Consider the following 25,804-nt stretch of genomic DNA (forward strand, 5'->3'; position numbering starts at 1 on the left):
ATCGGCGGGACGCGGCGCGCTATGATCGCGCTCTCGCCCGAAATCCAGTCGCCGGAGGGCGCCCGAGCCTACGCGATTGCATCCGCAGGCGAAGTTGGTAGGGGCGCGCGATGCCGAACCGCCCGCTCCTGATGTCAGAACGCCGGTTCGATCGCACCGTGCTGATGCTGGTGGTGCTCGGCTTTGTCGCGCTGCTCGGCGCCGGCGGCATAGCGGCCTATTCGGTGATGCGCACCGCCGAGCACGCAGGGTGGGTCGAGCATACCTATCAAGTGGAGGGCGATATCGCGCGCTTCCGCCTGCTGATCGAGCGGCTGGAGGTGCAGCGGCGCGGCTTCCTGCTGACCGGCGGCGATCGGTTCGCGCGCAACTTCGTCGCCACCGCGCGCGAGGAGCCCGCCGCGCTGGCGGCCATCCGCTTCGCCACCCGCGACAATCCGCGCCAGCAGGCACGGCTCACGACCCTGGAAAGGATCGGCGCACGCCAGCTCCGCCTGCTCGGCTCTTCGATCGCGGCGCGCGCGCGTGGCGGTCACGCGGCGCTGGAGGCGGACGGCAGCGTCGATCTCACGCGCGCGCTCCGCCGCTACAGCGAAGCCATGATCGTGGAGGAGCGCGGGCTGCTCGCGCAGCGGATCTCCGCGCAACGGGCGAGCAGCCGGGTCGTTTTCGCCATGCTGATCCTGTGCGGCGCGCTGATTGCCGCCGTCGCCGTCATGTCGGTGCTCATCATCCGGCGCTACACGCACGACCTGCTCTCGTCGCGCGAGGCGCTACGCGGTCTGAACGAGACGCTGGAGGAGCATGTCGCCGAGCGCACGCGCGATCTCTCGCGCGCCAACGAGGAGATACAGCGCTTCGCCTACATCGTGAGCCACGACCTGCGATCGCCGCTGGTCAACGTGATGGGCTTCACGGGCGAGCTGGAGGCGGCGACCAAGCCGCTCGCGGCGCTGGTCGACGCCGCCGAGGCGCAGGCTCCGGCGATCCTGACCGAGGACGCGCGGCTGGCGGCGCGCGAGGATCTGCCCGAATCGATCCGCTTCATCCGCACGTCCACGCAAAAGATGGACCGGCTCATCAACGCGATCCTCAAGCTCTCGCGCGAAGGCAAGCGCGTGCTGGCGCCCGAGCCGCTTGATCTCGTCGCGATCGTCGACGGGATCGTCGCCTCGCTCCGCCACCTGATCGACGAGAACGGCACGGAGGTCACCGTCGATCGTGCGATGCCGCCGCTCGTCGCCGATCGGTTGGCGGTCGAGCAGCTCCTCTCCAACCTTATCGAGAACGCACTGAAATATCTGAAGCCGGGTCGGCCGGGCCGCATCGTGATTTCCGCGCGCGAGACGGGGACACGGATCGATCTCGCCGTCTCCGACAACGGGCGCGGCATCGATCCGCGCGACCATGACCGGATCTTCGATCTGTTCCGGCGGTCGGGCACGCAGGACAAGCCCGGCGAGGGGATCGGCCTCGCCCATGTTCGCGCCCTCGCCTATCGCATGGGCGGGCTGGTCGACTGCCGCTCCGCGCTGGACGCGGGCGCGACCTTCACGCTTTCGCTACCAAGCACGCCTAACGACAATCGGGGGACAACGTCGTGAACGCACATCAGCCTGTCAGCATCGTGATGGTCGAGGACGACGAGGGCCATGCGCGCCTTATCGAGAAGAACATCCGGCGCGCCGGCATCTCCAACGATGTCCGCCACTTCACCGACGGCGGGTCGGCGCTCGCCTACCTGTTCGACGCGCCCGAGGGGCCGGCGCGCAACGGCCCGGCGCTGGTGCTGCTCGACCTCAACCTGCCCGACATGAGCGGCACCGACATCCTCGTCCGCATCAAGGCGGAAGATAGCCCGCTTCGCCGCACGCCGGTGATCGTGCTCACCACCACCGACGACAAGGTGGAGATCCAGCGCTGCTACGATCTCGGTGCCAACGTCTACATCACCAAGCCGGTGGACTACGAGAATTTCGCCGTCGCGATCCGCCAGCTCGGCCTGTTCCTGTCGGTGATCCAGGTGCCCGATCCCGAGGCATGACGGAAGCCTCGCGCCTCCTCTATATCGACGACGACGAGGGGCTTTGCCGCCTCGCGGCACGCAACCTCGCGCGGTTGGGCTACACGGTCGAGACCGCGCAGGATGGCGCCATCGGCTGTGCCATGGCCGCTGCCAAACGCTATGATGCGGTGGCGGTCGATCACTACATGCCGGGCATGGACGGGCTCGCGACGCTCGCCCGCCTGCGCGGGATCGAGGATGCGCCGCCGGTCGTCTATGTCACGGGTTCGGAGGAGGGGCGGATCGCGGTCGCGGCGCTGAAGGCCGGCGCCGACGATTATGTGGTGAAGACGGTAGGCGAGGATTTCTTCTCGCTGCTCGACACCGCGATCCGGCAGGCGATCGCCCGCCGCGCGCTGGAGCGCGACAAGCGCGCCGCCGAGACCGAGCTGCGCGAAAGCAACGCCAGGCTCGAGACGCTGCTGCGCGAGGTCAATCACCGGGTCGCGAACTCGCTCCAAGTCGTCTCAGCTCTCGTCCAGCTTCAGTCGAGTGCGCTCGCCGATCCACCGGCGCAGGCCGCGCTCGCCGACACGCGGCGGCGGATCGAGGCCATCGCTCAGGTCCATCGCCGGCTCTACACCGGTCACGCGGTCGATCGGGTGGCGATCGACGACTATCTCGGCGCACTCGTGGCGGAACTGGAGGAGACTTGGTCCACTCCCGACGCGCCTTACGCGGTGAGGCTCGCCTGCGATCCCATCGAGATGCAGGCCGATCGCGCCGTGTCGTTGGGCGTGATCGTAAACGAGCTCGTCAGCAACGCCTGCAAGTACGCCTATCCACTCGGCGTCGGCGGCGAGGTGCGCATCGCGCTCGGCCAGGCCGATGAGGGCCGCTTCCGCCTCGTCGTCGAGGACGATGGCTGCGGCATCGAGCGCGATTCGGCGCCGCGTGGTACCGGCGTCGGCACGCGGGTGATCGCCGCGATGGCGCGCAGCCTGCGCGGCACGCTCGACTACGACGCCTCGCACTCCGGCGTCCGCGCGGTACTCGTCGGCGCCTTGTAGTTGCGCATTAGTCGCGCCGGCGACAAGTTACCCGGCAACCTGTGTTGTCTCATCGCTCGGTTGCGCGTTAGGGCAGCTTGGTGCGAGAGAGCTTCGTAAGGTCGTCAAGGGAGGGTCAGGCGTTGTTGCCCGTATATTCCCACCCTGTCCGCCGGCCGGGCGCGCTGAAAAGGCTGGCGGCCGCCGTGGGTCGCATGCCGTTGCGGCGGGCCCGCTTCGTCGTGCTCGCGCTGCTCGCATGCGCGGGGGCGCTGGACTTCGGGATCGGGCGCGGCGTCTCGATGTCGCTGCTCTACGCATCCACGATCGCGTTCGCTTCGTGGCGGTTGGGTCGCAACGCCGGCTTCGTGACGGCCGCCGCCGTCGTGGCGCTCGCCTGCCTCGGTGCCACGCGCGACATGGCACCGGTCGCGGCGAGCGTCCCGGTGCTCGCCTGGAACCTCGCCGCCAACAGCCTCGGCGCGGTCATGCTCGCGATCCTCGCCGCCGCGTTGCGCTCGACGATCGAGCATGAGCGCACGCTCGCATCGGTGGACGCGCTGACCGGCGCGCTCAATCGCGCCGCCTTCTTCGATCGTCTCGAGCGCGAGGTGGCGGCCGCACGCCGCAGTCGTGATCGGCGGCTGCTCGCCTGCGTCGATCTTGATGGCTTCAAGGCGCTGAACGACGGCTACGGACACGGCGCCGGCGATCGGCTGCTCGCCGAGTTCGCGAGCGGCGTCATGGCGGGCCTCGACGCGGGCGAGGCGATCGCGCGCGTCGGCGGCGACGAGTTCGCGCTGCTCCTCGCGCTCGCGCCCGGCGAAGGCGCGGCGCAGCGCGCGGGTCGCCTCCAGCACTGGCTGTCCGACCTTCTTAATCAGAGCGAGATCCGAGTGACGTGCAGCAGTGGGGTGGTGGCGCTCCCCGGGCCGGACGACGCGGCGATCCAGGGTGAGGCCCTGCTCGCGGCCGCCGACGCGGCCATGTACGAGGTCAAGCGTTCGGGGCGGGACGGCGTGCGCGTCGCCGCCCCGGCCGCGCCCGGAGCTGCGGCATCGCGTCCGATTCGCAACGCCGCCTGACCGAAACTTCATAGGCGGGCGCTGGAAACTCTTTACGCCGGCGCGCTAGAGGGTTCCGGAGATCGGCGGGCGAAGGAACCGGCTTCATGTGCGGCATCATCGGTATCCTCGGCGGCGCGCCGGTCGCCGGACGCCTGCTCGACGGCCTTCGCCGGCTCGAATACCGCGGCTACGACAGCGCCGGCATCGCCACCGTCGCCGACGATCGCATCGAGCGGCGGCGCGCGGCGGGCAAGCTCGACAATCTCGCCGCCGTCCTCGCCGCCGATCCGCTGCCCGGCGACATCGGCATCGCGCATACCCGCTGGGCGACGCACGGCGCGCCGACCGAGGACAATGCCCACCCGCATGCCACCGATCACGTCGCCGTGGTCCACAACGGCATCATCGAGAATTTCCGCCCGCTGCGCGAGGAGCTGACCGCCAGGGGCCGCAGCTTCCGTTCGCAGACCGATACCGAGGTGGTGGCGCAGCTCGTCTCCGAGCAGGTCGAGGCGGGCATCGATCCCGTCGAGGCGGTGCGCGTCACCCTCAAGCGGCTCCACGGAGCCTTCGCGCTGGCTTTCCTGTTTTCCGGACGGCCGGACCTGCTGATCGGCGCGCGCCTCGGATCGCCCCTGGTGATCGGCTACGGCGAGGCGGGCGAGACGTATCTTGGCTCCGACGCGCTCGCGCTCGCCCCGCTCACCCAGCGCATCGCGTACCTGGAGGAAGGCGACTGGGTGGTCGTCACCCGCGAGGGCGCGCAAGTCTACGATCGCGACGACAATCCCGTCGAGCGAGCGGTGACGATCTCGGGCGCGACCGGCGAGACGATCTCGAAGGGCAATTACCGCCACTACATGCTCAAGGAGATCCACGAGCAGCCGATCGTGGTTGCGCAGACGCTGCGCACCTATCTCCGCCGCTTCGAGGGCGAGCTGGCGCCGCCGCCCGGCGACATCGATCTCGCCGCCGTCCGCCGCGTGACGATCGTCGCGTGCGGGACGAGCTTCTACGCCGGCATGGTCGCCAAATACTGGTTCGAGCAGTTCGCGCGCGTTCCCGTCGATATCGATGTCGCGTCCGAGTTCCGCTATCGCGAGCCGGTGATGGAGGAGGGCGGCCTCGCTCTCTTCATCAGCCAGTCGGGCGAGACGGCGGACACGCTGGCGGCGCTGCGCCATGCCCGCATGTCGGACCAGAAGATCGCGGTGGTCGTCAACGTGCCGACCTCGACGATGGCGCGCGAGGCGGATCTGCTGCTGCCCACCCACGCCGGCCCGGAGATCGGCGTCGCCTCCACCAAGGCGTTCACCTGCCAGCTCGCCGTGCTCGCCGCCTTCGCCGCCAACCTGGCGCGCGCCAAGGGGCGGATGAGCCGCGAGGAGGAGCGCCGCATCGTCCGCCACCTCTCGGAGGCACCCGCCGCGATCAACGGCGCTCTCGCCTATGACGAGGCCATCGAGGTGCTGGCGGCGACGATCGCGGGCGCACGTGACGTGCTCTACCTGGGGCGCGGGCCGGACTATCCGCTAGCAATGGAAGGCGCGCTCAAGCTCAAGGAGATCAGCTACATCCACGCCGAAGGTTACGCGGCGGGCGAGATGAAGCACGGCCCCATCGCACTGATCGACGAACAGGTGCCCGTGATTGTCCTCGCACCTTCCGGCCCGCTGTTCGAGAAGACCGTGTCTAACATGCATGAGGTGCAGGCGCGCGGCGGGCAGGTGGTGCTGATCTCGGACTATGACGGCGTCGATCGGGCGGGGGAGGGCTGCGTCGGCACGCTCACCATGCCCAAGGTCCACCCACTGATCGCACCGATCGTCTACGCCATCCCGGTCCAGCTCCTCGCCTATCATGTCGCCGTCGCGAAGGGCACCGACGTCGATCAGCCGCGCAACCTCGCCAAGTCGGTGACGGTGGAATGAACCCGGATCGTTCCCGCCGACCATGTGTCTCGCTCGAACATAGTTCTGGGAACTTGAACATAGTCTTGAGCGCCACCCGGACCGGGTAGCGCCGGCCGACGCGCGGCCTCGAACATAGTTCTGCGCTGAGAAGCCCCGCGTCACAGCGGGGATAGAGGAAAAGAGCGTCTTTAATCCAAGCCGGCATCGCCGGACCGGGCGAGTTCGCTTGCGCGCCCAATCCGCACATCGGACGGAGCGTCCGTGGACGAGACGATGCTTGAGCCGGGGACGTGTGCGCGCAGCAAGTTCCAACGGCTGAAACAGAGATCGGCGACGGATTCGCTCGGCAACACCGCCGAGATTGAGGCCTGCCTGCCGGACAGCCCTCGGAGCGGCGACGGGCTCACGCCACGCGCGTTCCTTTAGTCCCCTCATGCACTCCACCTTGATCCAGACGACCTGCTTGATTGTGGCGTAGGGAAGCGTCTGCTCCATCACCTGGAGGTTGTTGGCGAGCGTCCGCAGCGTGATCGTGGTCTTTCCCTTGCCGGGATCGCCGACGAGCGCGAACGCGGGCAGTTCGTTGTGCGTCAGCGGCGGCAAAGACGGCGTTGATCCCTCGGTCTCCGCGACCGTTGCTCTCAAGGCTAGAGCGATTTTCGAGCGGGCTGAATCGGCTGGGATTCACACGGCTAGGATTTTCTGATTCATGATCCATGCTGGCGGAGGAGGCTGGCATGGATGGGTCGAGCCTTATCGCGTGATCTTCGGGATCGTGTCGTTGCTGCCGTTGAAGGTGGGATGTCGTGCCGGCGAGCGGCCGAGCGGTTCGGCGTCAGCGCGGCGAGCGCGATACGGTGGCGGCAGCTGGCGGTGCGTCATGGCGTGCCGGCGGCCAAGCCGCAGGGCGGAGATCGTCGAACGGCGAAGATCGAGGAGCATGCGTCCTTCATCCTGGACGCAATCGAGCAGCAGCCCGATCCGACCTTGGCGGAGTTGCGCGAGATGCTGGTGGCGCGTGGCGTGAGCGTCAGCATCGCCACGCTGTGGCGCTTCTTCGCCCGGCACGGGATCACGCGCAAAAAAAGACCGGCCACGCGAGCGAGCAGGACCGTCCCGACATCCTGAAGCAGCGCGGGAAATGGTTCGACGGCCAACTCGACCTGGACCCCGAGCGGCTGGTGTTCATCGACGAGACCTGGGCCAGCACCAACATGGCGCGGCGCCATGGCCGCTGCCAGCGGGGCGAGCGCCTGCGCGCCGACATCCCGTTCGGTCACTGGAAGACAACCACCTTCGTCGCCGGCCTGCGCCGCACGGGCATGGTTGCGCCCTGGGTACTCGACGCACCCATGAACGCCGACGCTTTCCTCACCTACGTCACCCGTGTCCTCGTGCCTGAACTCGGACCCGGCGACGTGGTCATCATGGATAACCTGTCGAGCCACAAGGCGCCGGCCGTGCGCGACGCCATCGAGAGCGTCGGCGCCAGGCTGCTCTTCCTCCCGCCCTACAGCCCCGACTTCAACCCATCGAGCAGGCCTTCTCCAAGCTGAAGGCGCACCTGCGAAAGGCAGCCGAGCGCACCATCCATGGCCTCTGGAACGCCATCGGCCGCATCCTCGACCTCTACTCGCAACAGGAACGCACCAACTACTTCGCCGCCTGCGGCTACGATGCAGACTGATCGAAAACCGCTCTAGCTTCTCGATGGCGGCGGCGTTCGCCAAGCGCACGGGGCGGTGGTCACGGCGCGCGGGATAATGCGCCTCGTAACGCTGCCGGACGACCATGCCGATCCGCTCGGCTAGGCCCACCTCGTTGCCGTTCGGGAACACCGCGTCGAGCCGGCGCGGGCAGCAGTAGCGGCTATGTTCGAACCAGAGCGCCTGCTGATCGCGCAGGTGGACCGACTGGGCACAGAACTATAAATCCTGACCCGCCGTTCGAACGCATGCAGTTGGGCCCTGCCTGATGAGGGGGGATATAAGGGTTCGGCGGAAAACTTTGTTCCAGCTTCATACCATGACATGCAGGCTTGGGGCTGACTTGTCCGAAAAGGCCGTCGGCTCCCGCGTTGCGGTGCGGCACGGCAGCGGCTAGGCGCGACGCGATGCCCGGCTGGCTGAGAGGAGTGGCGACTGCGCTGGCCGTGCTGATCGTGCTGACGGCGTTCGTCGTCGCGGTGCTGCCACGCCTGCTCGATTGCAGCTACTATCAGGGCCCGGTCAGCGACCATTTCGACGGCACCCGCTTCTACAATCCCGACGATCGCCGAGCGGGCGCCGTCCGCCCGCGTCGCTTCTCCTTCCTGCGCCTGGCGAAGTTCGCCGCCGGGATGGAGCGCGAACCATGGCCGAAGAGCGTGCCGGTGCATCCCTCCACGCCTCCGCGTCGCGTCGCGGGCGACGCGATGCGGGTGACGTGGATCGGGCACTCGACCGTGCTCGTGCAGACTCAGGGTCTCAACATCCTGACGGACCCGATCTGGTCGGAGCGCGCGTCGCCGGTCTCCTTCGCCGGGCCGAAGCGGGTGCGCGCGCCCGGCGTCGCGTTCGATGCGCTGCCGCCGATCGACCTCGTGCTCGTCAGCCACGCGCACTATGATCATCTCGATCTCGCGACGATGCGGCGGCTGTGGTCGCGCGATAGGCCACGCGTCGTCGTGCCGCTCGGCGTCGACACGATCCTGCGCGGCGCCGGCGTGCCGTCGATCGCGCGCGATTGGGGACAGCGGGTGGCGATCGCGCCCGGCGTCGGGCTGGTGCTGGAGCGCGTGCATCATTGGTCCAACCGCACCGGACCCGATCGCAACCGATCGCTGTGGACCGGCTTCACGCTCAGGCTGCCCGGCGGCAACCTGTTCTTCGCCGGCGACACCGGCCTCGGCGACGGAAGCTGGGTGCGGAACGCGGCTCGCGACGGCCCCTACCGGTTCGCGCTGATTCCGATCGGCGCCTACTTGCCGCGCGAGATGATGGCATCGAGCCATATCGAGCCGAACGATGCCGCCCGCATCTTCCGCGATCTTGACGCCAGCTACGCGCTCGGCGTGCACTGGGGCACGTTCCAGCTCTCGTCGGAAGGCATCGACGATCCGCCTCGCGCGCTCGCCGCCGCGCTCGCCGAAGATGGCGTGCCCGCCGGCCGCTTCCGAACGCCGTCGCCCGGCGAGGCGTGGGAGGTGCCGCCGCTCCGTTCATCCACTCGGTAGGTTACATCAAGACGGGATGCGAGTTCGGGGGCGTGCGCCAAGGTGACGCCCAAGATGCTGGGTCAGGCCAACAGTAGCAATGTCAACGGTCAGGTGCGTGACACGTTCGGCGGCGATGGCGACGCGCGCGCCGATCGCGATGGCTGGCGCACAGACGCGGGCGTCGAGTACGCGCTTCTGATGCGCCGTCGCTCGCGCGGCGCGGCCGCTCAGGCCGCCGGGCAGGTGCCGACGTGACGGCCGCTGTCTCGACCTCGAAAACGCATCTTCAGCCCGTTCGCTTCGCCGGTGCCGGCGAAAGTGAAGTCGTAGCCGGTGGCCGTGTAGCTTCCCGTTCCTTCGACGTGCATCGTGCGGCCGGCATCGGTGCAGTCGCCCGCCGCCGACAGCCTGCCCGCTGTCACGTCTATCCGTGAGAAGCGGCAGCGCCGGTCCGTCCCGTCGAGCAGGAAACGCGAGGGATCGCGCAGCTCGTCGGCCGAGTAGCAGTCCCGCACGGGCTTTGGCGTCGGTAGCAGCGCCTGCATCCGATCGGCGATCTCAGACGATCCGTTCACCTCGTCGAGCGCGAAGACGACGCTGTGCTCCCACTGTCCCGGCGCGAGCGGTGGCGAAGGCGCCGCCGCGAGCAGCAGCGGGACGGCGAGGAGCGGACGGGAGATCATGCGCGCTTCTAACCCGACCGCTCGCGCCGTCCAACCATAGCCCGTCGTCTCGTCGCTGCAATCTTCGTGACCGCCGGAACGCCGCCACCGCTCGGGCCACGACGTGACAGTGACGGCGGCCTGCCGCTTCTGATCGGTCGCGGGGGCGCTGGCGGTCCCCGCCGCCAGCGCCCATATCGTCCGCATGGCCATCCAGATCCGCACCGACCTCGCCGAGCCCGAGCCCGAGCACTTCGTGCCGCATCGGCCGAGCAGGCCCGAGAAGTCCGAGGGTGGCAAACCGTTCCGTCTCGTCTCCGATTACGAGCCGTCGGGCGATCAGCCCACCGCGATCGGCGATCTCGTCGGGCAGGTGAGGGAAGGCGAGCGCAACCAGGTGCTGCTCGGCGTCACCGGATCGGGCAAGACCTTCACGATGGCCAAGGTGGTCGAGGCGGTGCAGCGACCCGCGCTGATCCTTGCACCCAACAAGATCCTCGCCGCCCAGCTCTACGGCGAGTTCAAGCAGTTCTTCCCCGACAATGCGGTGGAGTTCTTCGTCAGCTACTACGACTACTACCAGCCCGAGGCCTATGTGCCCCGCTCCGACACCTACATCGAGAAGGAAAGCTCGGTGAACGAAGCGATCGACCGGATGCGCCACTCGGCGACACGATCGTTGCTGGAACGCGACGACGTGCTGATCGTCGCATCGGTCTCCTGCCTCTACGGCATCGGCTCGGTCGAGACCTACTCGGCGATGACCTTCACCCTCAAGAAGGGAGAGACCGTCGATCAGCGCGAGATCGTCCGCAAGCTCGTGGCGCTTCAATACAAGCGCAACGATCAGGCGTTCGCGCGCGGCAACTTTCGCGTGCGCGGCGACAATCTGGAGCTGTTCCCCTCGCACTACGAGGATACCGCGTGGCGCGTCGCCTTCTTCGGCGACGAGGTGGAGAGCATCACCGAGTTCGATCCGCTGACCGGCAAGACGATCGCCAAGCTGGATTACGTCAAGGTCTACGCCAACTCGCACTACGTCACGCCCGGGCCGACGCTGAAGCAGGCTACCGAGGCTATCCGCCATGAGCTCGCCGAGCGGCTGAAGGAGCTGGTCGGCGAGGGCAAGCTGCTGGAGGCGCAGCGGCTGGAGCAGCGCACCAACTTCGACCTGGAGATGATCGCCGCCACCGGCTCCTGCGCCGGAATCGAGAATTATTCACGCTTCCTCACCGGCCGCCTTCCCGGCGAGCCGCCGCCGACCTTGTTCGAGTATCTGCCCGAGAACGCGCTCCTGTTCGTCGACGAGAGCCACCAGACGGTGCCGCAAGTCGGCGGCATGGCGCGCGGCGACCATCGCCGCAAGATCACGCTTGCCGAGTACGGCTTCCGCCTGCCGTCGTGCATCGATAACCGCCCGCTGCGCTTCAACGAATGGGACGCGATGCGCCCGCAGACCATCTCCGTCTCCGCGACGCCGGGGCCGTGGGAGATGGAGCAGGCCGGCGGCGTGTTCGCCGAGCAGGTGATCCGCCCCACCGGCCTCATCGATCCCCCCGTCGAGGTGCGCCCCGTCGAGCATCAGGTCGACGATCTGGTGGACGAGTGCCGCAAGGTGGTGAAGGCCGGCTACCGCGTGCTGGTGACGACGCTCACCAAGCGCATGGCCGAGGACCTCACCGAGTATCTCCATGAGGCGGGCCTCAAGGTCCGCTACATGCACTCCGACGTCGAGACGCTGGAGAGGATCGAGCTGATCCGGGACCTTAGGCTCGGCGTGTACGACATCCTCGTCGGCATCAACCTGCTGCGCGAGGGGCTCGACATCCCCGAATGCGGGCTCGTCGCCATCCTCGACGCCGACAAGGAGGGCTTCCTCCGCTCAGAGACCTCGCTCGTGCAGACGATCGGCCGCGCCGCGCGCAACGCGGACGGCCGCGTGATCCTCTACGCCGATTCGATCACCGGATCGATGGAGCGCGCCATGGCCGAGACCGAGCGCAGGCGTGTGAAGCAGATGGCCTATAACGAGGAGCACGACATCACGCCGGCGAGCGTAAAGCGCAACGTGACGGACATCGTCGCGCACCTCGCGTCGCGCGATCAGGTGACGGTGGAGACCGGTATCGAGGACGCGCCGCACATGGTCGGCCACAATCTGCGCGCCTATATCGAGGATCTGGAGAAGCGGATGCGCAAGGCCGCGTCCGACCTGGAGTTCGAGGAGGCGGGCCGGCTGCGCGACGAGATCCGCAAGCTGGAGGCCGACGAACTCGGCCTGCCCAGCGAGCCGTCGCGCGCGCCGGTGCGCGGCAACTCGACGCTGGGCAAGCCCGGCACGCGGCAGACGCGTTACGGCAAGGCGAAGCAGGCGCGCGCCGAGAAGCGGGCGAGGGGGCACGGCTAGCGTTTGCGTGCGCGCCTTCGTGCAGGCATGAGCCCAGTCATGCGTCGCCTCCTCCCCATTGCGCTCGTGCTGGCGCTCGCCGACTGCGCCGGACCGAAGCCGAGGCCGACACCGCCGCCGCCCCCGCCCGCCGCCGCCGCGCTTCCCGCAGCACCACCGCAGCAGGATTGGCGCGACGTGCCGCTGACGCCCGGCGCCTGGAGCTGGCGCGGCGGGGCAGGCCGCAGCCTCGCGCAGTTCGGGTTGCTGGGCGCACCGGCGATCTTCGCCCTCTCCTGCGATGCGAGCCACCGGACGATCAACCTATCGCGGGCCGGATCGACGGGTGGCGCGGCCACGATGCTGTTCACCACCTCGTTCGGCGCCTTTCCGCTTGCCGCTTCCGACGGCGCCGGCGAGCCCCCAGCAATCGTCGCGCGGGCGGCCGCCTCTGATCCTCACCTCGATCAGATCGCCTTCAGCCGGGGCCGCTTCCTGGTCGATGTCGCCGGCGCCGAGCGGCTGGTGCTGCCGGCTTGGCCCGAGGTCGCGCGCGTGATCGAGGATTGCCGATCCTGATCCTAATATCGGGGCTTGCGTCCGCCGCGAGGCGTGCCATCTTCACCGGACCGTTCCACAACGCGAAAGGAGGTGATCCGATGTCTCATGGTTCAGCACAGAGGTCGGTTCTGCCCGTTCGGGAGGCGCGCCGCTGATCCTCCGGGATTAGCGGGCCCTGGTCTCCCGGGCCGGACCTCCGGCCGCTGACCATGCGAGACCGCCGGGACGAGATCCGTCCCGGCGGTCTTTCTGCATCCAGGAAGCACGATGATCGCACTGCCCGACGACGCTCGCGTGATCCTCTGCGACGTGTGGGGAGTGCTCCACGACGGCGTCGCCGCCTTCCCTCCCGCGCTAGACGCGCTCGATCGCTGGCGCGCGGAGGGGCGGATCGTCGTGCTGCTCACCAACGCGCCGCGTCCGTCTGTCGCGATCGCGCGCCAACTCGACGGGCTGGGGCTGACCAAGGATCACTATGACGCGCTCGTAACGTCGGGCGACGCCGGCCTCGCCTTCGTGCGCGAACGAGGCGGCGCCTGCGCGCTGATCGGCACAGCGCGCGACCGCGCCGCGCTCGCCGAGGCCGGGTTCGTGCCGGGCGACGCAGGCGACGAGCCGATCGTGGTGTGCACCGGCCTAGACGAGCGAAGGCGCGATCCGGCCGATTATCATGAGGAGCTGGCGAGAATGCGAGCGCGCGGCGCGCTGCTCGCCTGCTTCAACCCCGATCGCGTGGTGCTGCACGACGGCGCGCGCGAAGTCTGCGCCGGCGCAATCGGCGATCGCTACGCGGCGATGGGAGGTGAGGTGGTGTTCACCGGCAAGCCGTTCGCGCCGATCTACGCGCGCGCGCTCGACCTGGCATCGCTGCGGCTCGGCCGACTGGTAGAGCGTGGCGAGGCGATCGCGATCGGCGACGGCATCGCCACCGACATGGCGGGCGCCGCGCGCGAGGGGCTGCGCTTCGTCTTCGTGGCCGCCGGGATCGAGCGCGACGAGATCGCGCGCGTCGGGCTGGAGCAGGTGCTCGCCGAGGCCGCAGACGCCCACACGCTGGGCACGGCCCGCCCGATCCTGACCGTCGAGGCGCTCGCCTGATCGGCTAGAAGCTCGGCTGGTCCGCCCCGTCGGATGGCACGTGGATGCCGCACTCCACCTTGTCCCAGCCGCGCCAGCGGCCGGCGCGGGGATCCTCGCCGGGCTTCACCTTGGAGGTGCAGGGCGCGCAGCCGATCGACAGGTAGCCCAGCGCCTCCAGCGGGTGGCGCGGCAGCTCGTGCGCGGCGAAATAGCCGTCCAGCGCCGCCTTGTCCCACCGCGAGAGCGGGTTGATCTTCAGCCGGCCCTCGTCGATCTCGAACAGCGGCACGGCCGCGCGCGTGCTCGACTGGAAGCCCTTGCGCCCCGAAATCCAGGCGTCGAACGGCGCCAGCGCGCGCCGGAGCGGCTCCACCTTGCGGATCTCGCAGCAGCCGTCCGGGTCGTAGGACCAGCGGAGCCCCGTGCCATCCTTGGCGGCGAGCACGCGGGGATCGGGGCGGAACACGCGCAGATCGGTGAAGCCTAGCGTCTCGGAAAGCTCATCCCGATATGCGAGAGTCTCGCCGAACATCTTCTGCGTGTTAGTGAAAATCACCGGTACGTCGCGATCGACCTGAGACACCATGTGAAGCAGAACCGCGGACTCGGAGCCGAACGACGACACCGCCGCCACGCGCCCGCGAAGCTCGCCCGCGAGCAGCTCCGTGAGCATCGCCTGCGTCGGCACCTCGGCGTAGCGCGCGTTCAGCCGATCCGCATCCGCTTGGGTGAAGGGCGGGGCGGTATCGATGACGTCGATCGCACGCGCCGGATCAGCCACCGCGCAGCGCCCAGATGACGGGGCGGCGATCCTCCGCGCCCTGGTAGGCGAAAGGATAACGGCCGAGCGCACGCTCAACGGCGACGGGATCGAGCGGCGCGGCGGGGGCCAGCGCATCGAAGCCGCAGCGCCGCATGTGCGGCACCTGATCGACGAGCACGTCGCCCGCCGCGCGCAGTTCGCCCGCATACCCCGCTTCGCGCAGGATGCGCGCCGACGAGTAGCCACGGCCATCACGATAGGCCGGGAAGGCGACCTCGATCAGCGACAACCGGCCGAGATGCGGCAGCAGCGCGCGCGCGTCCTCGTCCGGCTCCAGCCGTACGGCGGTAGCGTCGGGCTGCTCGAGGAAGGCGTCGAGCGTCACCGCCGGCTCCTCGTGCGGCGCATCGTCGCGGAAGCGCCAGCCGCCGGGGGCGTCAACCATAGATCACCGCCTTGAACGGCTCCATGCCGAGCCGCCTGTAGGTGTCGAGGAAACGCTCACCGGGCTCACGCCGCTCGACATAGAGGTCGGTCACGCGCTCGATCGCATCGACGACTCCGTCCTCGCTGAAGCCGGGCCCGGTGATGCGCCCGAGGCTCGCATCCTCCGCCCCCGAACCGCCCAGCAGGAGCTGGTAGTTCTCGGTGCCTTTCCGATCTACGCCGAGGATGCCGATGTGACCGGCATGATGGTGACCGCAGGCATTGATGCACCCCGAAATCTTGAGCTTGAGCTCGCCGAGGTCGCGCTGCCGCGCCGGATCGGCGAAGCGCTCCGAGAGCTTCTGCGCGAGCGGGATCGAGCGCGCGTTGGCGAGACTGCAATAATCGAGGCCGGGGCAGGCGATGATGTCGGTGACGAGATCGAGGTTGGCCGATGCCAGCCCGGCGGCGTCGAGCGCCTGCCACACCGCGTGGAGATCGGCCTTACGAAGGTGCGGCAGCACGATGTTCTGCGCGTGCGTCACCCGCAGCTCGTCGAAGCCGTAGCGCTCCGCGAGATCGGCGAGGAGGTCGATCTGCTCGGCGGTGACGTCGCCCGGAATTCCGCCGGCGGGCTTCAGGCTGATGGTCGCAATGGCGTAGCCGGACTGCTTGTGGCCACGGACATTCTGGTCGACCCACAGCCGAAAATCCGGATCGGAGAGATCGAGATCGTCGCCCAAGCCAGGCTCGAATGCGGGCGGCGCGAAGCAGGCGGCGATACGCTCGAACTCGGCGGCCGGCGGATCGATGCCGAGGCTCGCGATCTCAGCCCACTCCGCCTCGACTTGGCGGCGATACTCGTCCGCGCCGATCTCGTGGATCAGGATCTTGATGCGAGCCTTGTAGATATTGTCGCGCCGACCGTGGCGATTGTAGACGCGCAGGCACGCCTCGACATAGCTCACCAGCCGCTCGGCGGGCACGAAGGCGCCGATCAGCGGCGCCACCATCGGCGTCCGCCCCATGCCGCCGCCGACATAGACCTCGAAGCCGAGCGCGCCCGCGTCGTCGCGCACCATCTTGAGCCCGATGTCATGCAGCCGCATCGCCGCGCGATCCTCGTCCGCCGCGATCACCGCAATCTTGAACTTGCGCGGCAGATAGCTGAACTCAGGATGGAAACTCGACCATTGGCGGAGCAACTCGGCCCACGGACGCGGATCGCCCACCTCGTCGGCGGCCGCACCCGCGAACTGGTCGGACGAGATGTTGCGGATGCAGTTGCCTGACGTCTGGATGGCGTGCATCTCGACGGTGGCGAGCTCTTCGAGAATGCGCGGCGCGTCCTCCAGCCGAATCCAGTTATACTGAATGTTCTGGCGCGTGGTGAAGTGGCCGTATCCCTTGTCGTAGGTGCGCGCGACATGCGCCAGCATCCGCATCTGGCGGCCGTTCAGAGTGCCGTAGGGCACCGCCACGCGCAGCATATAGGCGTGGAGCTGGAGATAGAGGCCGTTCATCAGCCTGAGCGGCTTGAACTGGTCCTCGGTCAGCTCGCCCGACAGCCGCCGCGCAACCTGGTCGCGGAATTCGTCGACGCGGGCGGCGACCATCGCCTGATCGAACTGGTCGTAACGATACATGTCAGGAGGCCTTGGCTTCGGCGGGCGCGGCGTCCGCGTTCTGAGCCTGGCGCGTCGACCCGGCCAGGATCGGGATCTCGGGGTGAATGGCGTAGGCGGGATGCACGCTGGGACCCGCCGCGCGGATACGATCCTTGATGTGGAGCGGGCGCGGCCCTCGCGACGAGGGTTCGGCCTCGACGAGGTAGGGCACGTTGACGCGCCGCGCCGCCTCCTCGCGCGCGATCAGCGCTTCCCCGCCGCTGCCGACGTCGACGGCGTCGGCGACGTGGCGCGACCACCCGCCGCCGTCCCACCACACGACGTCGCCCGCGGCGAGATCGTTGCCCGTCGCAAGCATCATGGGGCCAGCGCCTCCGCCCGTCGGGCGTAGACGCCGAGCCGATCCTCGGCGTCGGACAGTGTCACCACCTCGCCCACGACGATGATCGCGGGGCTCTCGACACCCTCGCGCCGGACGAGATCGCCCACGTCGGCGAGCAGCGTGCGAAGCGCGCGGTGACCAGGCAAGGTGCCGCGCTCCAGCACCGCCACCGGGATCGCCGGATCGACGCCATCGGCCATCAGCTTGTCGGCAATGGCGGACGCGTTGGCCACGCCCATGTAGATGACGAGCGTGCGGCCCGCGCCGGCGAGGCCCGACCAGTCCTGCTCCGACAGGCCCTTGCACTGGCCCGCGACGAAGCTGACCGCGCTCGACAGTTCGCGATGGGTGAGGGGGAGCATCGCCTCCGCCGCACAGCCGAGCGCCGCCGACACCCCAGGCACCACTTCCACGGGAAGCCCGGCGGCGCGCACCGCCTCCACCTCCTCGCCGCCACGGCCGAAGACGAACGGATCGCCGCCCTTCAGCCGCACAACGATCGCGCCGGCACGGACGTGCGCCACGATCAGCGCGTTGATCGCCTCCTGCGGCAGCGTGTGACGCGCGCGGCGTTTGGCGACGGAGATGCGTTGCGCGTGCGCCGGCGCGTGATCGAGCACGGCCGGATCGATCAGTCCGTCGTGAACGACCACATCGGCCGAGCGCAACGCGTCGACCGCGCGAAGCGTGAGCAGACCGGGATCGCCCGGTCCGGCACCGACCAGGATGACGCGGCCGCGCGCGTGGGGATCGAGAAGCGTCGCCATGGCACCCATCTGGTACCGCCCTGCCGATCCCGCAACCGATCCAATCTTGATGGCCTAGAAGCGCGGCTTCGCGTCGGCGCTCAGCCCTCGCGCAGGCCGACTGGGATGGTGGCGCTCGCCCGCTCGGCCTCGCCCGATACCACCGGGTACGCGCAATAGTCGGCGGCGTAGTAGGCGGCGGGTCGGTGATTGCCCGAGAGCCCGACGCCGCCGAACGGCGCGGAAGAGGGCGCGCCGTTGGTAGGCTTGTTCCAGTTGACGATCCCGGCGCGCACCGTCGTCCAGAAGCGATCGAACAACACCGGATCCTCGCTCACCAGCGAGGCGGAGAGCCCGAAGCGCGTGTTCGACGCCTCGGCGAGCGCGGCATCGAAATCGGGCACGCGGATCACCTGGAGGACGGGTCCGAAAATCTCCTCGTCGGGGCGGTCGACGACATCGGTGACGTCGATGAGGCCGGGACTTAGGAACGGGCGGCCCTCGACCAGACGACTGGGGGGGCGGATCGCGCGGCCGCCCTTCGCCTGCAGCGACGCGAAGCCGGCCTCGACGCCGTCGGCGGCGTCGTTGTCGATCACCGGACCCATGAAGGGCGCAGGACTGGAGTGCGGCTCGGCGACGACCAGACGGTCGATCAGCCCGGCGATCTCGTCGAGCAGCGGCTGGTGCGCGCCGTCGCGCACGATCAGGCGGCGTGCGGCGGTGCAACGCTGGCCGGCGCTGAGGAAGGCGGATTGGACGCACAGCATGGCGGCGGCTTGCACCGACGAACTATCCCACACCACGATCGGATTGTTGCCGCCGAGTTCCAGCGCCAGGATCTTGTGCGGCGCCTCGGCAAACTGGCGATGGAGTGCAAGTCCCGCCCGCGCCGATCCGGTGAACAGCAGCCCGTCGATGCCGGGATGGGCGGCGAGCGCGCGGCCCGCATCCGGCCCGCCGATCAGCAGCCGCGCGCAGCCTTCGGGAGCGCCGCCCTCGCGCAGGCAGTCGATCAGCATGGCGCCCACCGCCGGGGTCTTCTCGCTGGGCTTGAATACCACCGCATTGCCGGCGAGCAGCGCGGGCACGATGTGGCCATTGGGCAGGTGCGCCGGAAAGTTGAACGGGCCGAGCACCGCCAGCACCCCGTGCGGCTTGTGGCGCACCGCCGTGCGGTTGCTCGCGTCGCCCAGCTCGCGGCTGCCCGTGCGTTCCGCGTGCGCCGCGATCGAGATCTCGACCTTGTTCGCGACCGCCTCGACCTCGGTCGCCGCCTCCCACAGCGGCTTGCCCGTCTCGCGCGCGATCAGGTCGGCGAAAGCGTCCGCTCGCGAACGGACGATGTCGGCGAAGCGGCGCAGCGTCTCGGCGCGATCGGCGATCGGCCGCGCGGCCCACTCCGCCCACGATGCGCGTGCAGTCTCGGCCTCGCAATCGACGTCGCCAATCGCACCTTCCCAGATGATGGCGCCCGTCGCGGGTTCGGTCGAGACCAGCATGCGGGGCGGGGCGGGCGCGTTCGTCATGGCCGAGAGCTAGGCCCGCGGGGGTCGCCCGGCAAGCGCGTCGGCCATCCGCCGGACGGCGGCGATCTTCGCCTCTAAAGCAGTCCAGTCATCGGCGTCGGCGATCGGCGTCCAGATCGCCTCGACCTCCTCGATGTGCATCGAGCAGGGTTTGGGATCGAACCAATAGGGGTGATCGAGCGATGCGGCGGCGTCGTAGCCGGCGATCGCCTCCAGGAACGGTGCGAACACCGGATGAGAGTAGGCATTGTCGGCGGGCGAGGGGCCGCGCCTCTTGCCCCCTCGCCAATCGAAGAAGGCGCGGTCGATCGTGACCGTCCGGCGCGCCAGCGCGCGCTCGAGATGCCCGACGAGCGCCAGGTCCTCCGCCTCGCCGCGCGGGCGCACGCCCAACCTGCGCAGCATGGCGGCGGTGAGCGCCGCCTCGTAAGCTGCGGGGAAGCCGTCCAGAACGCCCGCCAGATCGTCGATCGATGCGATCTGCGAGAGCGCGATCGCGAGCTGCGCCACGTCCCAGTGGATCGCCTGCGCCTGTCGACCGAAGGCGTACAGGCCCTGATGGTCGAAATAGGCGGCCGTGAAGCCCGGCTCCCAATCGGGCGTGAACCGCCACGGGCCGTAGTCGAAGCTCTCGGCGGTAATCGCGATATTGTCGCTGTTGAGCACGCCGTGGACGAAGCCCGCCGCCATGTAGGAGGCCGCCAGCTCCGCGGTTCGCTCGACGACGCGGCGGAACAGCGCCAGCACGGGATCTTCGCCCGGCTCCTCGCCGTAGAGGTTGAACAGGCAGTAGCGCGTCAGCGCTTCCAGGCCGGCCGCATCTTCGAGGTAGGCGAGCCGCTGGAAGCTGCCGATGCGGATGTGGCCCCAGGACAGCCGCGTGAGCACCGCCGAGCGGGTGGGGGAGGGCTCGTCGCCGCGGTGAAGCGCCTCGCCCGTCTCGACGAGCGAGAGGGTTCGAGAGGTCTCGACGCCCAGCGCCTCCAGCATCTCGGTCGCGAGCACCTCGCGCACGCCGCCTTTCAATGTGAGGCGGCCGTCGCCAAAGCGGCTCCACGGCGTCTGGCCCGAGCCCTTGGTGCCCAGATCGAGCAGCCGCCCGTCGTTGGCGCGCACCTGCGCGTAGAGGAAGCCGCGCCCATCGCCGATATCGGGGTTATACGCGCGGAACTGGTGGCCATGGTAGCGCAGCGCCAGCGGCTGCGGCAGCGACCCCTCGAAGGCGTGGAAGCGACCGAACCGCTCGATCCACTCCGCGTCTGCAAGGTTCTCGAGCCCGATTTCGGCCGCCGCACGGTCGTTGCGGAAACGCAGCCGAGTCTCCAGGAAATCCGCCGGCGCAACGCGATCGTAGAAGCCGTCGCCGAGGGTTAGGATCGCAGCCTCGGGGCGGAACGGAGCGGGTTGCGGCGCTGGCGACATGCCGCGATATGGACGCGGCCGATCGGGAGGGCAAGCATGGCGGGATCGGCGCGTTTCATCGACGGCTGGTGGCAATCGCCCGACGGGCTGCGCCTCCACTATCGCGACTATCCCGGCGATCCTAGCCTCGTGCCGCTGCTCTGCCTTCCGGGGCTTAGCCGGAACGCACGCGATTTCGAGCCTGTCGCGTGCCGCCTTTCACCCGGCCGGCGCGTCATCGCCGCCGAGCTGCGCGGGCGCGGCGAGAGCGGCTACGCGCCCGATCCCGCCACCTACGCACTGCCGCATTATGTCGTCGACCTGGAGGTGCTGCTGATCGAGCTGGCGCTACCGCGCTTCGTGATCGTCGGCACCTCGCTCGGCGGCATCCTCGCCGTGCTGCTCACCAGCGCCGATCCGGCACGCGTGGCGGGCGTGGTGCTCAACGATATCGGCCCGGTGGTGGAGGCGGCGGGTCTCGCCCGCATCCGAGGCTATGTGGGAAAGGGGGCGAGCTGGCCTACTTGGATCCACGCCGCGCGGGACCTTGCCGATATGCAGCGCGACATCCATCCGGGGTACGGGCTGGAGGATTGGCTCGGCACCGCCAAGCGGTTGTGCCGCCTCACGCCGACGGGGCGCATCGTGTTCGACTACGACATGCGGATTGCCGAGCCGATGCGCGCGCCCGATATAGCGCCGCCGCCCGACCTTTGGCCGGTCTTCGAGTCGCTTGTCGGTCGGCCCGTGCTGCTGATACGCGGCGAGACGAGCGACATCCTCTCGCGCAGGACGGCGACGACGATGGCCGAGCGGCTGCGCGATCTGGACGTCGCTACCGTGCCCGCGACGGGCCACGCGCCCACGCTGGCCGAGCCCGTGGCAGCCGCCGCGATCGACCGCCTCCTCGCACGAGCGGACGCTGCGGCAGCCACCTCCGGTTAACCATCCACGAGGCATAAGTCGGTGAATGGCGGTCCGTATTCTTCACCTTCACTCCACCTTCGCCGCCGGCGGCAAGGAAGTGCGCGCTGTTCGTCTGATGAACTCGTTCGACGGCGCCGCCCGCCATACGGTGCTAAGCGCGGTGCCGGGGGCGCTCGGCGCGCGCGCGCTGATCGCACCGGAGGTGACGGCGGATTTCCCTGAAGCTCCCGCGCTCCACGGCCTGCCAGCCCCGCGACGCTATCTCTCGCTCGCGCGTTTCATGACGGGCTTCGATCTCGTGCTCAGCTACAATTGGGGCGCGATGGACGGTGTGATGGCACACCGCCTACTGGCCCGCGCGATGCGGTTGCCGCCGCTCATCCATCACGAGGACGGCTTCAACGCCGACGAGATGCACCGCCGCAAGCGCAAGCGCACGCTGTTCCGCAAGGCCGCGATCGGCACAGCGCGCGCACTCGTCGTCCCGTCCGAGACGCTTGCCGTGATCGCGCGCGAGGAGTGGGGGCAGGACGATCGTGCGATCCGCTTCATCGCCAACGGCGTCGCCGTTGATCGCTACGCCGCCGCACCCGTCGCGGGCGTCATACCCGGCTTCCAGCGGGTGCCGGGCGAGGTGGTCATCGGCACGATCGCCGGGCTGCGCCCCGTCAAGAACCTACCGCGTCTCGTCCGCGCGTTCGCGGCGCTCGGCATGGCGGCGCGGCTGGTGATCGTCGGGGAGGGGCCGGAGCGCGAGGCGATCGCCGCCGAGGCGACCGCGCTCGGCGTCGCGGATCGCCTCGTCATGCCTGGCTTCGTCGCCGATGCGTCGCGCTACGTCGGTCATTTCGACATCTTCGCGCTCTCGTCCGACAGCGAGCAGGCGCCCGTCTCGCTCATCGAGGCGATGGCGGCGGGGTTGCCCATCGTCACTACTGACGTCGGCGACATCTGCGCGATGGTCTCGCTCGAGAACCGGCGCTTCGTCGTCCCCGCCGACGACGAGGCGGCGTTCGCGGCTGCGCTGGCACGGCTGGTCGCCAGCCGCGACCTGCGTTACCGCGTCGGTACCGCCAACCGGGAGGTGGCGCGGGCGCGCTACGACGAGCGCGCGATGATCGCAGCCTATGCCGCCTTGTACGAAGGCGCCATGGGCCGGCCCGGCGCGCTCGCAATCGACTAGCGCATTGCGAAGCGCTTTCTGGTAGGCTTGGGCATAACGGGCCCGGGTTGCCGGTGGGAGAAGCGCGTGTTCAAGGGTTTGCAGCCGATCCTCTACGGCAGCCGCGAGGTGTGGCCGCTGGTGGAAGGCGGCAAGGGCGTGTCGGCGACCAACCATGTAAGCTCCGGCGCGTGGGCGGCCGCTGGCGGCATCGGCACGGTCTCCGCCGTCAACGCCGACAGCTACGATCCCGAGGGCAGGATCATCCCGCAGGTATATCGCGCGCTCACCCGCCGCGAGCGGCACGAGGAGTTGATCCAATATGCCATTGACGGCGCGGTCGAGCAGGTGCGTCGCGCGTGGGAAATGGCCGGCGGCAGGGGCGCCATCAACATCAACGTGCTATGGGAAATGGGCGGCGCGCAGCGCGTGCTGAATGGGGTGCTGGAGCGCACGCGCGGGCTCGTCGCCGGCGTCACCTGCGGCGCCGGGATGCCGTACAAGCTCTCGGAGATCGCCGCGCACTACAATGTCAGCTACCTGCCGATCGTCAGCTCCGGCCGTGCCTTCCGCGCGTTGTGGAAGCGGGCCTACTCCAAGGCGGCGGACTGGCTCGCCGCTGTTGTCTACGAGGATCCGTGGAAGGCCGGCGGCCACAACGGCCTCTCCAACGCCGAAGATCCGCTGGCGCCCGAGGATCCCTATCCCCGCGTGAAGGCGTTGCGCGAGACGATGCGCGAGGGCGGCATCCCCGACGAGACGCCGATCGTCATGGCTGGCAATGTCTGGTTCCTGCGCGAGTGGGAGGATTGGATCGATAATCCCGAGCTGGGGAAAATCGCTTTCCAGTTCGGCACGCGTCCGCTGCTGACCCGCGAGAGCCCGATCCCCGAGGAATGGAAGCAGCGGCTGATGAACCTGGAGGAGGGCGACGTGCTCCTCCACCGCTTCTCGCCCACCGGCTTCTACTCGTCGGCGGTGCGCAACCCGTTCCTCCGGAACCTGGAGCGCCGGTCCGAGCGGCAGGTGCCCTTCTCGACGCAGGCGGCGGGCGACCACCAGTTCCAGCTCGACGTCGGCGTCAAGGGCAAGAGCTTCTGGGTGACGCTGGGCGATCTCCAGCGTGCGCGCGAGTGGTACGGGCTCGGCTACACCGCCGCGCTCAAGACGCCCGACAACACGCTGGTGTTCGTGACGCCGGACGAGATGAAGACGATCCGCAAGGATCAGGCGGACTGCATGGGCTGTCTCAGCCAGTGCGGCTTCTCGTCCTGGGCGGACAACGAGACCAATTCGAGCGGCCGGCTCGCCGATCCGCGCAGCTTCTGCATCCAGAAGACGTTGCAGGACATCGCGCACGGCGGCGATACCGAGCAGAACCTAATGTTCGCCGGCCATGCCGCCTATCGCTTCAAGCAGGATCCCTTCTATTCGAACGGCTTCGTGCCGAGCGTCAAGCAGCTCGTCGATCGCATCCTTACGGGCGATTGAGGATGGGACCGGGGGGCTTGCAAGCCAACTTCTTACAACCCTCACCGTCGCGAGCGGCGTCCGTGCGGAGCACCATGAGAGCTGCGGCGTGATCGCCTGCCTTTTCGGGTGTTCCGGCGGTCGCATGGCCAGTCTGCGAAGGGTGAGCGCCGCCCGTTCGGGAGTTCGCCGACACCCGGTACTGGCCGCGGCATCATCTACATCTTAAATGCTTCGCGCGTGACCCGCTCCCGTCGACGACGCCTGCCGTCAAGCTGCTGACCGAAGCGTGTGACGAAAGCGTCATCTTGCCCTCACCGCGCGGCAGGCCGAGCAGGACGATCATAGCGCCATGGTTCGTCCTTGGTCGCCGCGCCGCGCCGCGCCGCGCTCTGCGCTGCTCGGGATCGCGGTGGCGATCGGAGTGGCGGCGTCCGTAGCGGTGCTCGGCGAGCATGGCGCCTTCTCAGACATAGCCAGTCGTCCGCTCGCCAGCATACCCGGAGTGACGCTGGCGGACGACGTGGGCAACATCGGCATGCCCGTCGTGACCAGTCTCCGTTCCGATGGCGAGGCGGAGCGCTCGGGACTTCGGGTCGGCGATCGCATCGCGGCGGTCGACGGACACCCGGTGCGGGACGTCGCCGCGCTCGGCCGCGCGATGCGGTTGCAGGCGGGTACAAAGCCATTACGCCTTCATGTCCGCCGCGGCGATACGGTATGGACCGTCGCAGTCGATCGAGCCGAGCCGGGTATAGAGACGCATGACCCACAAGATCCTGCTGGTTGAGGACGATCCCCGTACCGCAGCCTATATCGTCAAGGGGCTGGCGGAGGAGGGGATGACGGTGGATCACGCCGCCACCGGCCGCGATGGGCTGTTCCACGCGACAGACGGCGGCTACGACGCGATCGTGCTCGATCGCATGCTGCCCGGCATGGATGGCATGGCGGTACTCGGCGCGCTGAGGGCCGGCGGCATTCACACGCCCGTGCTGATGCTGTCGGCGATGGCGGCGGTGGACGATCGCGTCGCCGGGCTCACCGCCGGCTCCGACGATTATCTGACGAAGCCCTTCGCCTTCGCGGAGCTGCTCGCGCGGTTGCGGCTGATGCTGCGCCGGGGCGGGGGCGGGCCGCAGCCGACGACGCGCCTCGCGTGCGGCGATCTGGCGGTGGACCTGCTCTCTCGCCGGGTGAAGCGCGGCGCGCGCTCCGTCGATCTCCAGCCACGCGAGTTCCGGCTGCTGGAGTATCTGCTCCGCCATCAGGGCGAGGTCGTCACGCGGACTATGCTGCTGGAGGGCGTATGGGATTATCATTTCGATCCGGGCACCAACGTCATCGACGTTCACATTAGCCGGCTGCGACGCAAGATCGACGACGGTGAGGTCGTGCCGCTGATCCACACGGTGCGCGGCGCGGGATACCGGCTGGCGGTGGACGCCTGA

The 25,804-nt window shown here is 68.9% G+C and carries 23 protein-coding genes and 1 pseudogene; 16 read left to right on the forward strand and 8 right to left on the reverse strand.

Annotated features, from left to right (window positions below):
- Positions 1–110: 110 nt before the first annotated feature.
- From ACOFKX_RS01445 to ACOFKX_RS01480, 8 genes and pseudogenes are all read left to right on the forward strand, one after another.
- Entirely contained in the window at positions 111–1,604 is a 1,494-nt protein-coding gene (locus ACOFKX_RS01445; RefSeq protein ID WP_419825325.1) for a sensor histidine kinase, read from the forward strand.
- Positions 1,601–2,044, forward strand: a complete 444-nt coding sequence (locus ACOFKX_RS01450; RefSeq protein ID WP_419825326.1) for a response regulator — start codon at positions 1,601–1,603, stop codon at positions 2,042–2,044. The genes ACOFKX_RS01445 and ACOFKX_RS01450 overlap by 4 nt, the downstream gene beginning before the upstream one ends.
- On the forward strand, positions 2,041–3,075 hold the full coding sequence (locus ACOFKX_RS01455; RefSeq protein ID WP_419825327.1) for a sensor histidine kinase: 1,035 nt from the start codon (positions 2,041–2,043) through the stop codon (positions 3,073–3,075). The genes ACOFKX_RS01450 and ACOFKX_RS01455 overlap by 4 nt, the downstream gene beginning before the upstream one ends.
- Positions 3,076–3,269: 194 nt before the next feature.
- The gene (locus ACOFKX_RS01460; protein ID WP_419827310.1) at positions 3,270–4,139 is read left to right on the forward strand and encodes a GGDEF domain-containing protein; all 870 of its coding nucleotides are present in this window, start codon (positions 3,270–3,272) and stop codon (positions 4,137–4,139) included.
- Positions 4,140–4,225: 86 nt separating this feature from the next.
- On the forward strand, positions 4,226–6,052 hold the full coding sequence (glmS, locus tag ACOFKX_RS01465; protein WP_419825328.1) for a glutamine--fructose-6-phosphate transaminase (isomerizing): 1,827 nt from the start codon (positions 4,226–4,228) through the stop codon (positions 6,050–6,052).
- Between the two features lie 723 nt (positions 6,053–6,775).
- Positions 6,776–7,721: pseudogene (locus ACOFKX_RS01470) on the forward strand (IS630 family transposase).
- A 426-nt stretch (positions 7,722–8,147) separates the two neighbouring features.
- Positions 8,148–9,248 (forward strand): MBL fold metallo-hydrolase, encoded by a 1,101-nt coding sequence (locus ACOFKX_RS01475; RefSeq protein WP_419825329.1) that lies wholly within the window; start codon positions 8,148–8,150, stop codon positions 9,246–9,248.
- A 42-nt stretch (positions 9,249–9,290) separates the two neighbouring features.
- Complete coding sequence (locus ACOFKX_RS01480; RefSeq protein WP_419825330.1) at positions 9,291–9,485, forward strand: hypothetical protein; 195 nt, start codon at positions 9,291–9,293, stop codon at positions 9,483–9,485.
- Here the strand turns inward: ACOFKX_RS01480 and ACOFKX_RS01485 are convergent.
- On the reverse strand, positions 9,458–10,099 hold the full coding sequence (locus ACOFKX_RS01485; protein ID WP_419825331.1) for a DUF3617 domain-containing protein: 642 nt from the start codon (positions 10,097–10,099) through the stop codon (positions 9,458–9,460). The two genes, ACOFKX_RS01480 and ACOFKX_RS01485, sit on opposite strands and share 28 nt — an antisense overlap.
- Here ACOFKX_RS01485 and uvrB point away from each other — a divergent pair.
- The 3 genes from uvrB (at position 10,098) to ACOFKX_RS01500 (ending at position 13,937) form a co-directional block, all read left to right on the forward strand.
- Entirely contained in the window at positions 10,098–12,299 is a 2,202-nt protein-coding gene (gene uvrB, locus ACOFKX_RS01490; RefSeq protein WP_419825332.1) for an excinuclease ABC subunit UvrB, read from the forward strand. The genes ACOFKX_RS01485 and uvrB overlap by 2 nt on opposite strands.
- Before the next feature lie 39 nt (positions 12,300–12,338).
- The gene (locus ACOFKX_RS01495) at positions 12,339–12,857 is read left to right on the forward strand and encodes a hypothetical protein (RefSeq protein WP_419825333.1); all 519 of its coding nucleotides are present in this window, start codon (positions 12,339–12,341) and stop codon (positions 12,855–12,857) included.
- A gap of 249 nt (positions 12,858–13,106) precedes the next feature.
- Entirely contained in the window at positions 13,107–13,937 is an 831-nt protein-coding gene (locus tag ACOFKX_RS01500; RefSeq protein ID WP_419825334.1) for a TIGR01459 family HAD-type hydrolase, read from the forward strand.
- A gap of 4 nt (positions 13,938–13,941) precedes the next feature.
- Here ACOFKX_RS01500 and ACOFKX_RS01505 read toward each other — a convergent pair whose 3' ends face one another.
- The 7 genes from ACOFKX_RS01505 to ACOFKX_RS01535 all read right to left on the reverse strand — a co-directional run bounded on the left by ACOFKX_RS01505 (position 13,942) and on the right by ACOFKX_RS01535 (position 20,815).
- Complete coding sequence (locus tag ACOFKX_RS01505) at positions 13,942–14,700, reverse strand: phosphoadenylyl-sulfate reductase (RefSeq protein WP_419825335.1); 759 nt, start codon at positions 14,698–14,700, stop codon at positions 13,942–13,944.
- Positions 14,693–15,127, reverse strand: a complete 435-nt coding sequence (locus tag ACOFKX_RS01510; RefSeq protein WP_419825336.1) for a DUF934 domain-containing protein — start codon at positions 15,125–15,127, stop codon at positions 14,693–14,695. The genes ACOFKX_RS01505 and ACOFKX_RS01510 overlap by 8 nt, the downstream gene beginning before the upstream one ends.
- The gene (locus ACOFKX_RS01515) at positions 15,120–16,754 is read right to left on the reverse strand and encodes a nitrite/sulfite reductase (RefSeq protein WP_419825338.1); all 1,635 of its coding nucleotides are present in this window, start codon (positions 16,752–16,754) and stop codon (positions 15,120–15,122) included. The genes ACOFKX_RS01510 and ACOFKX_RS01515 overlap by 8 nt, the downstream gene beginning before the upstream one ends.
- Before the next feature lies 1 nt (position 16,755).
- Positions 16,756–17,097: a DUF2849 domain-containing protein gene (locus ACOFKX_RS01520; RefSeq protein ID WP_419825339.1), complete on the reverse strand. Its 342-nt coding sequence runs from the start codon at positions 17,095–17,097 to the stop codon at positions 16,756–16,758.
- On the reverse strand, positions 17,094–17,885 hold the full coding sequence (gene cobA / locus ACOFKX_RS01525; RefSeq protein ID WP_419825340.1) for a uroporphyrinogen-III C-methyltransferase: 792 nt from the start codon (positions 17,883–17,885) through the stop codon (positions 17,094–17,096). Before cobA ends, ACOFKX_RS01520 begins: the two co-directional genes overlap by 4 nt.
- 80 nt (positions 17,886–17,965) lie before the next feature.
- Positions 17,966–19,366: a succinylglutamate-semialdehyde dehydrogenase gene (astD, locus tag ACOFKX_RS01530; protein WP_419827311.1), complete on the reverse strand. Its 1,401-nt coding sequence runs from the start codon at positions 19,364–19,366 to the stop codon at positions 17,966–17,968.
- Between the two features lie 36 nt (positions 19,367–19,402).
- Positions 19,403–20,815, reverse strand: a complete 1,413-nt coding sequence (locus ACOFKX_RS01535) for a protein adenylyltransferase SelO family protein (protein WP_419825341.1) — start codon at positions 20,813–20,815, stop codon at positions 19,403–19,405.
- A gap of 36 nt (positions 20,816–20,851) precedes the next feature.
- Between ACOFKX_RS01535 and ACOFKX_RS01540 the strand changes: the two genes are divergently transcribed.
- The 5 genes from ACOFKX_RS01540 (at position 20,852) to ACOFKX_RS01560 (ending at position 25,804) form a co-directional block, all read left to right on the forward strand.
- Entirely contained in the window at positions 20,852–21,739 is an 888-nt protein-coding gene (locus tag ACOFKX_RS01540; RefSeq protein WP_419825342.1) for an alpha/beta fold hydrolase, read from the forward strand.
- A gap of 25 nt (positions 21,740–21,764) precedes the next feature.
- Positions 21,765–22,904, forward strand: coding sequence for a glycosyltransferase (locus ACOFKX_RS01545; protein WP_419825343.1), 1,140 nt, complete (start codon positions 21,765–21,767; stop codon positions 22,902–22,904).
- A 66-nt stretch (positions 22,905–22,970) separates the two neighbouring features.
- The gene (locus ACOFKX_RS01550) at positions 22,971–24,374 is read left to right on the forward strand and encodes an NAD(P)H-dependent flavin oxidoreductase (protein WP_419825344.1); all 1,404 of its coding nucleotides are present in this window, start codon (positions 22,971–22,973) and stop codon (positions 24,372–24,374) included.
- Between the two features lie 331 nt (positions 24,375–24,705).
- Positions 24,706–25,143: a PDZ domain-containing protein gene (locus ACOFKX_RS01555; protein ID WP_419825345.1), complete on the forward strand. Its 438-nt coding sequence runs from the start codon at positions 24,706–24,708 to the stop codon at positions 25,141–25,143.
- A complete protein-coding gene (locus ACOFKX_RS01560) occupies positions 25,118–25,804 on the forward strand; it encodes a winged helix-turn-helix domain-containing protein (protein ID WP_419825346.1) in 687 nt (228 codons plus the stop codon). Before ACOFKX_RS01555 ends, ACOFKX_RS01560 begins: the two co-directional genes overlap by 26 nt.

Source organism: Sphingomonas sp. (assembly GCF_965200105.1).
Lineage (GTDB): Bacteria > Pseudomonadota > Alphaproteobacteria > Sphingomonadales > Sphingomonadaceae > Solisphingomonas.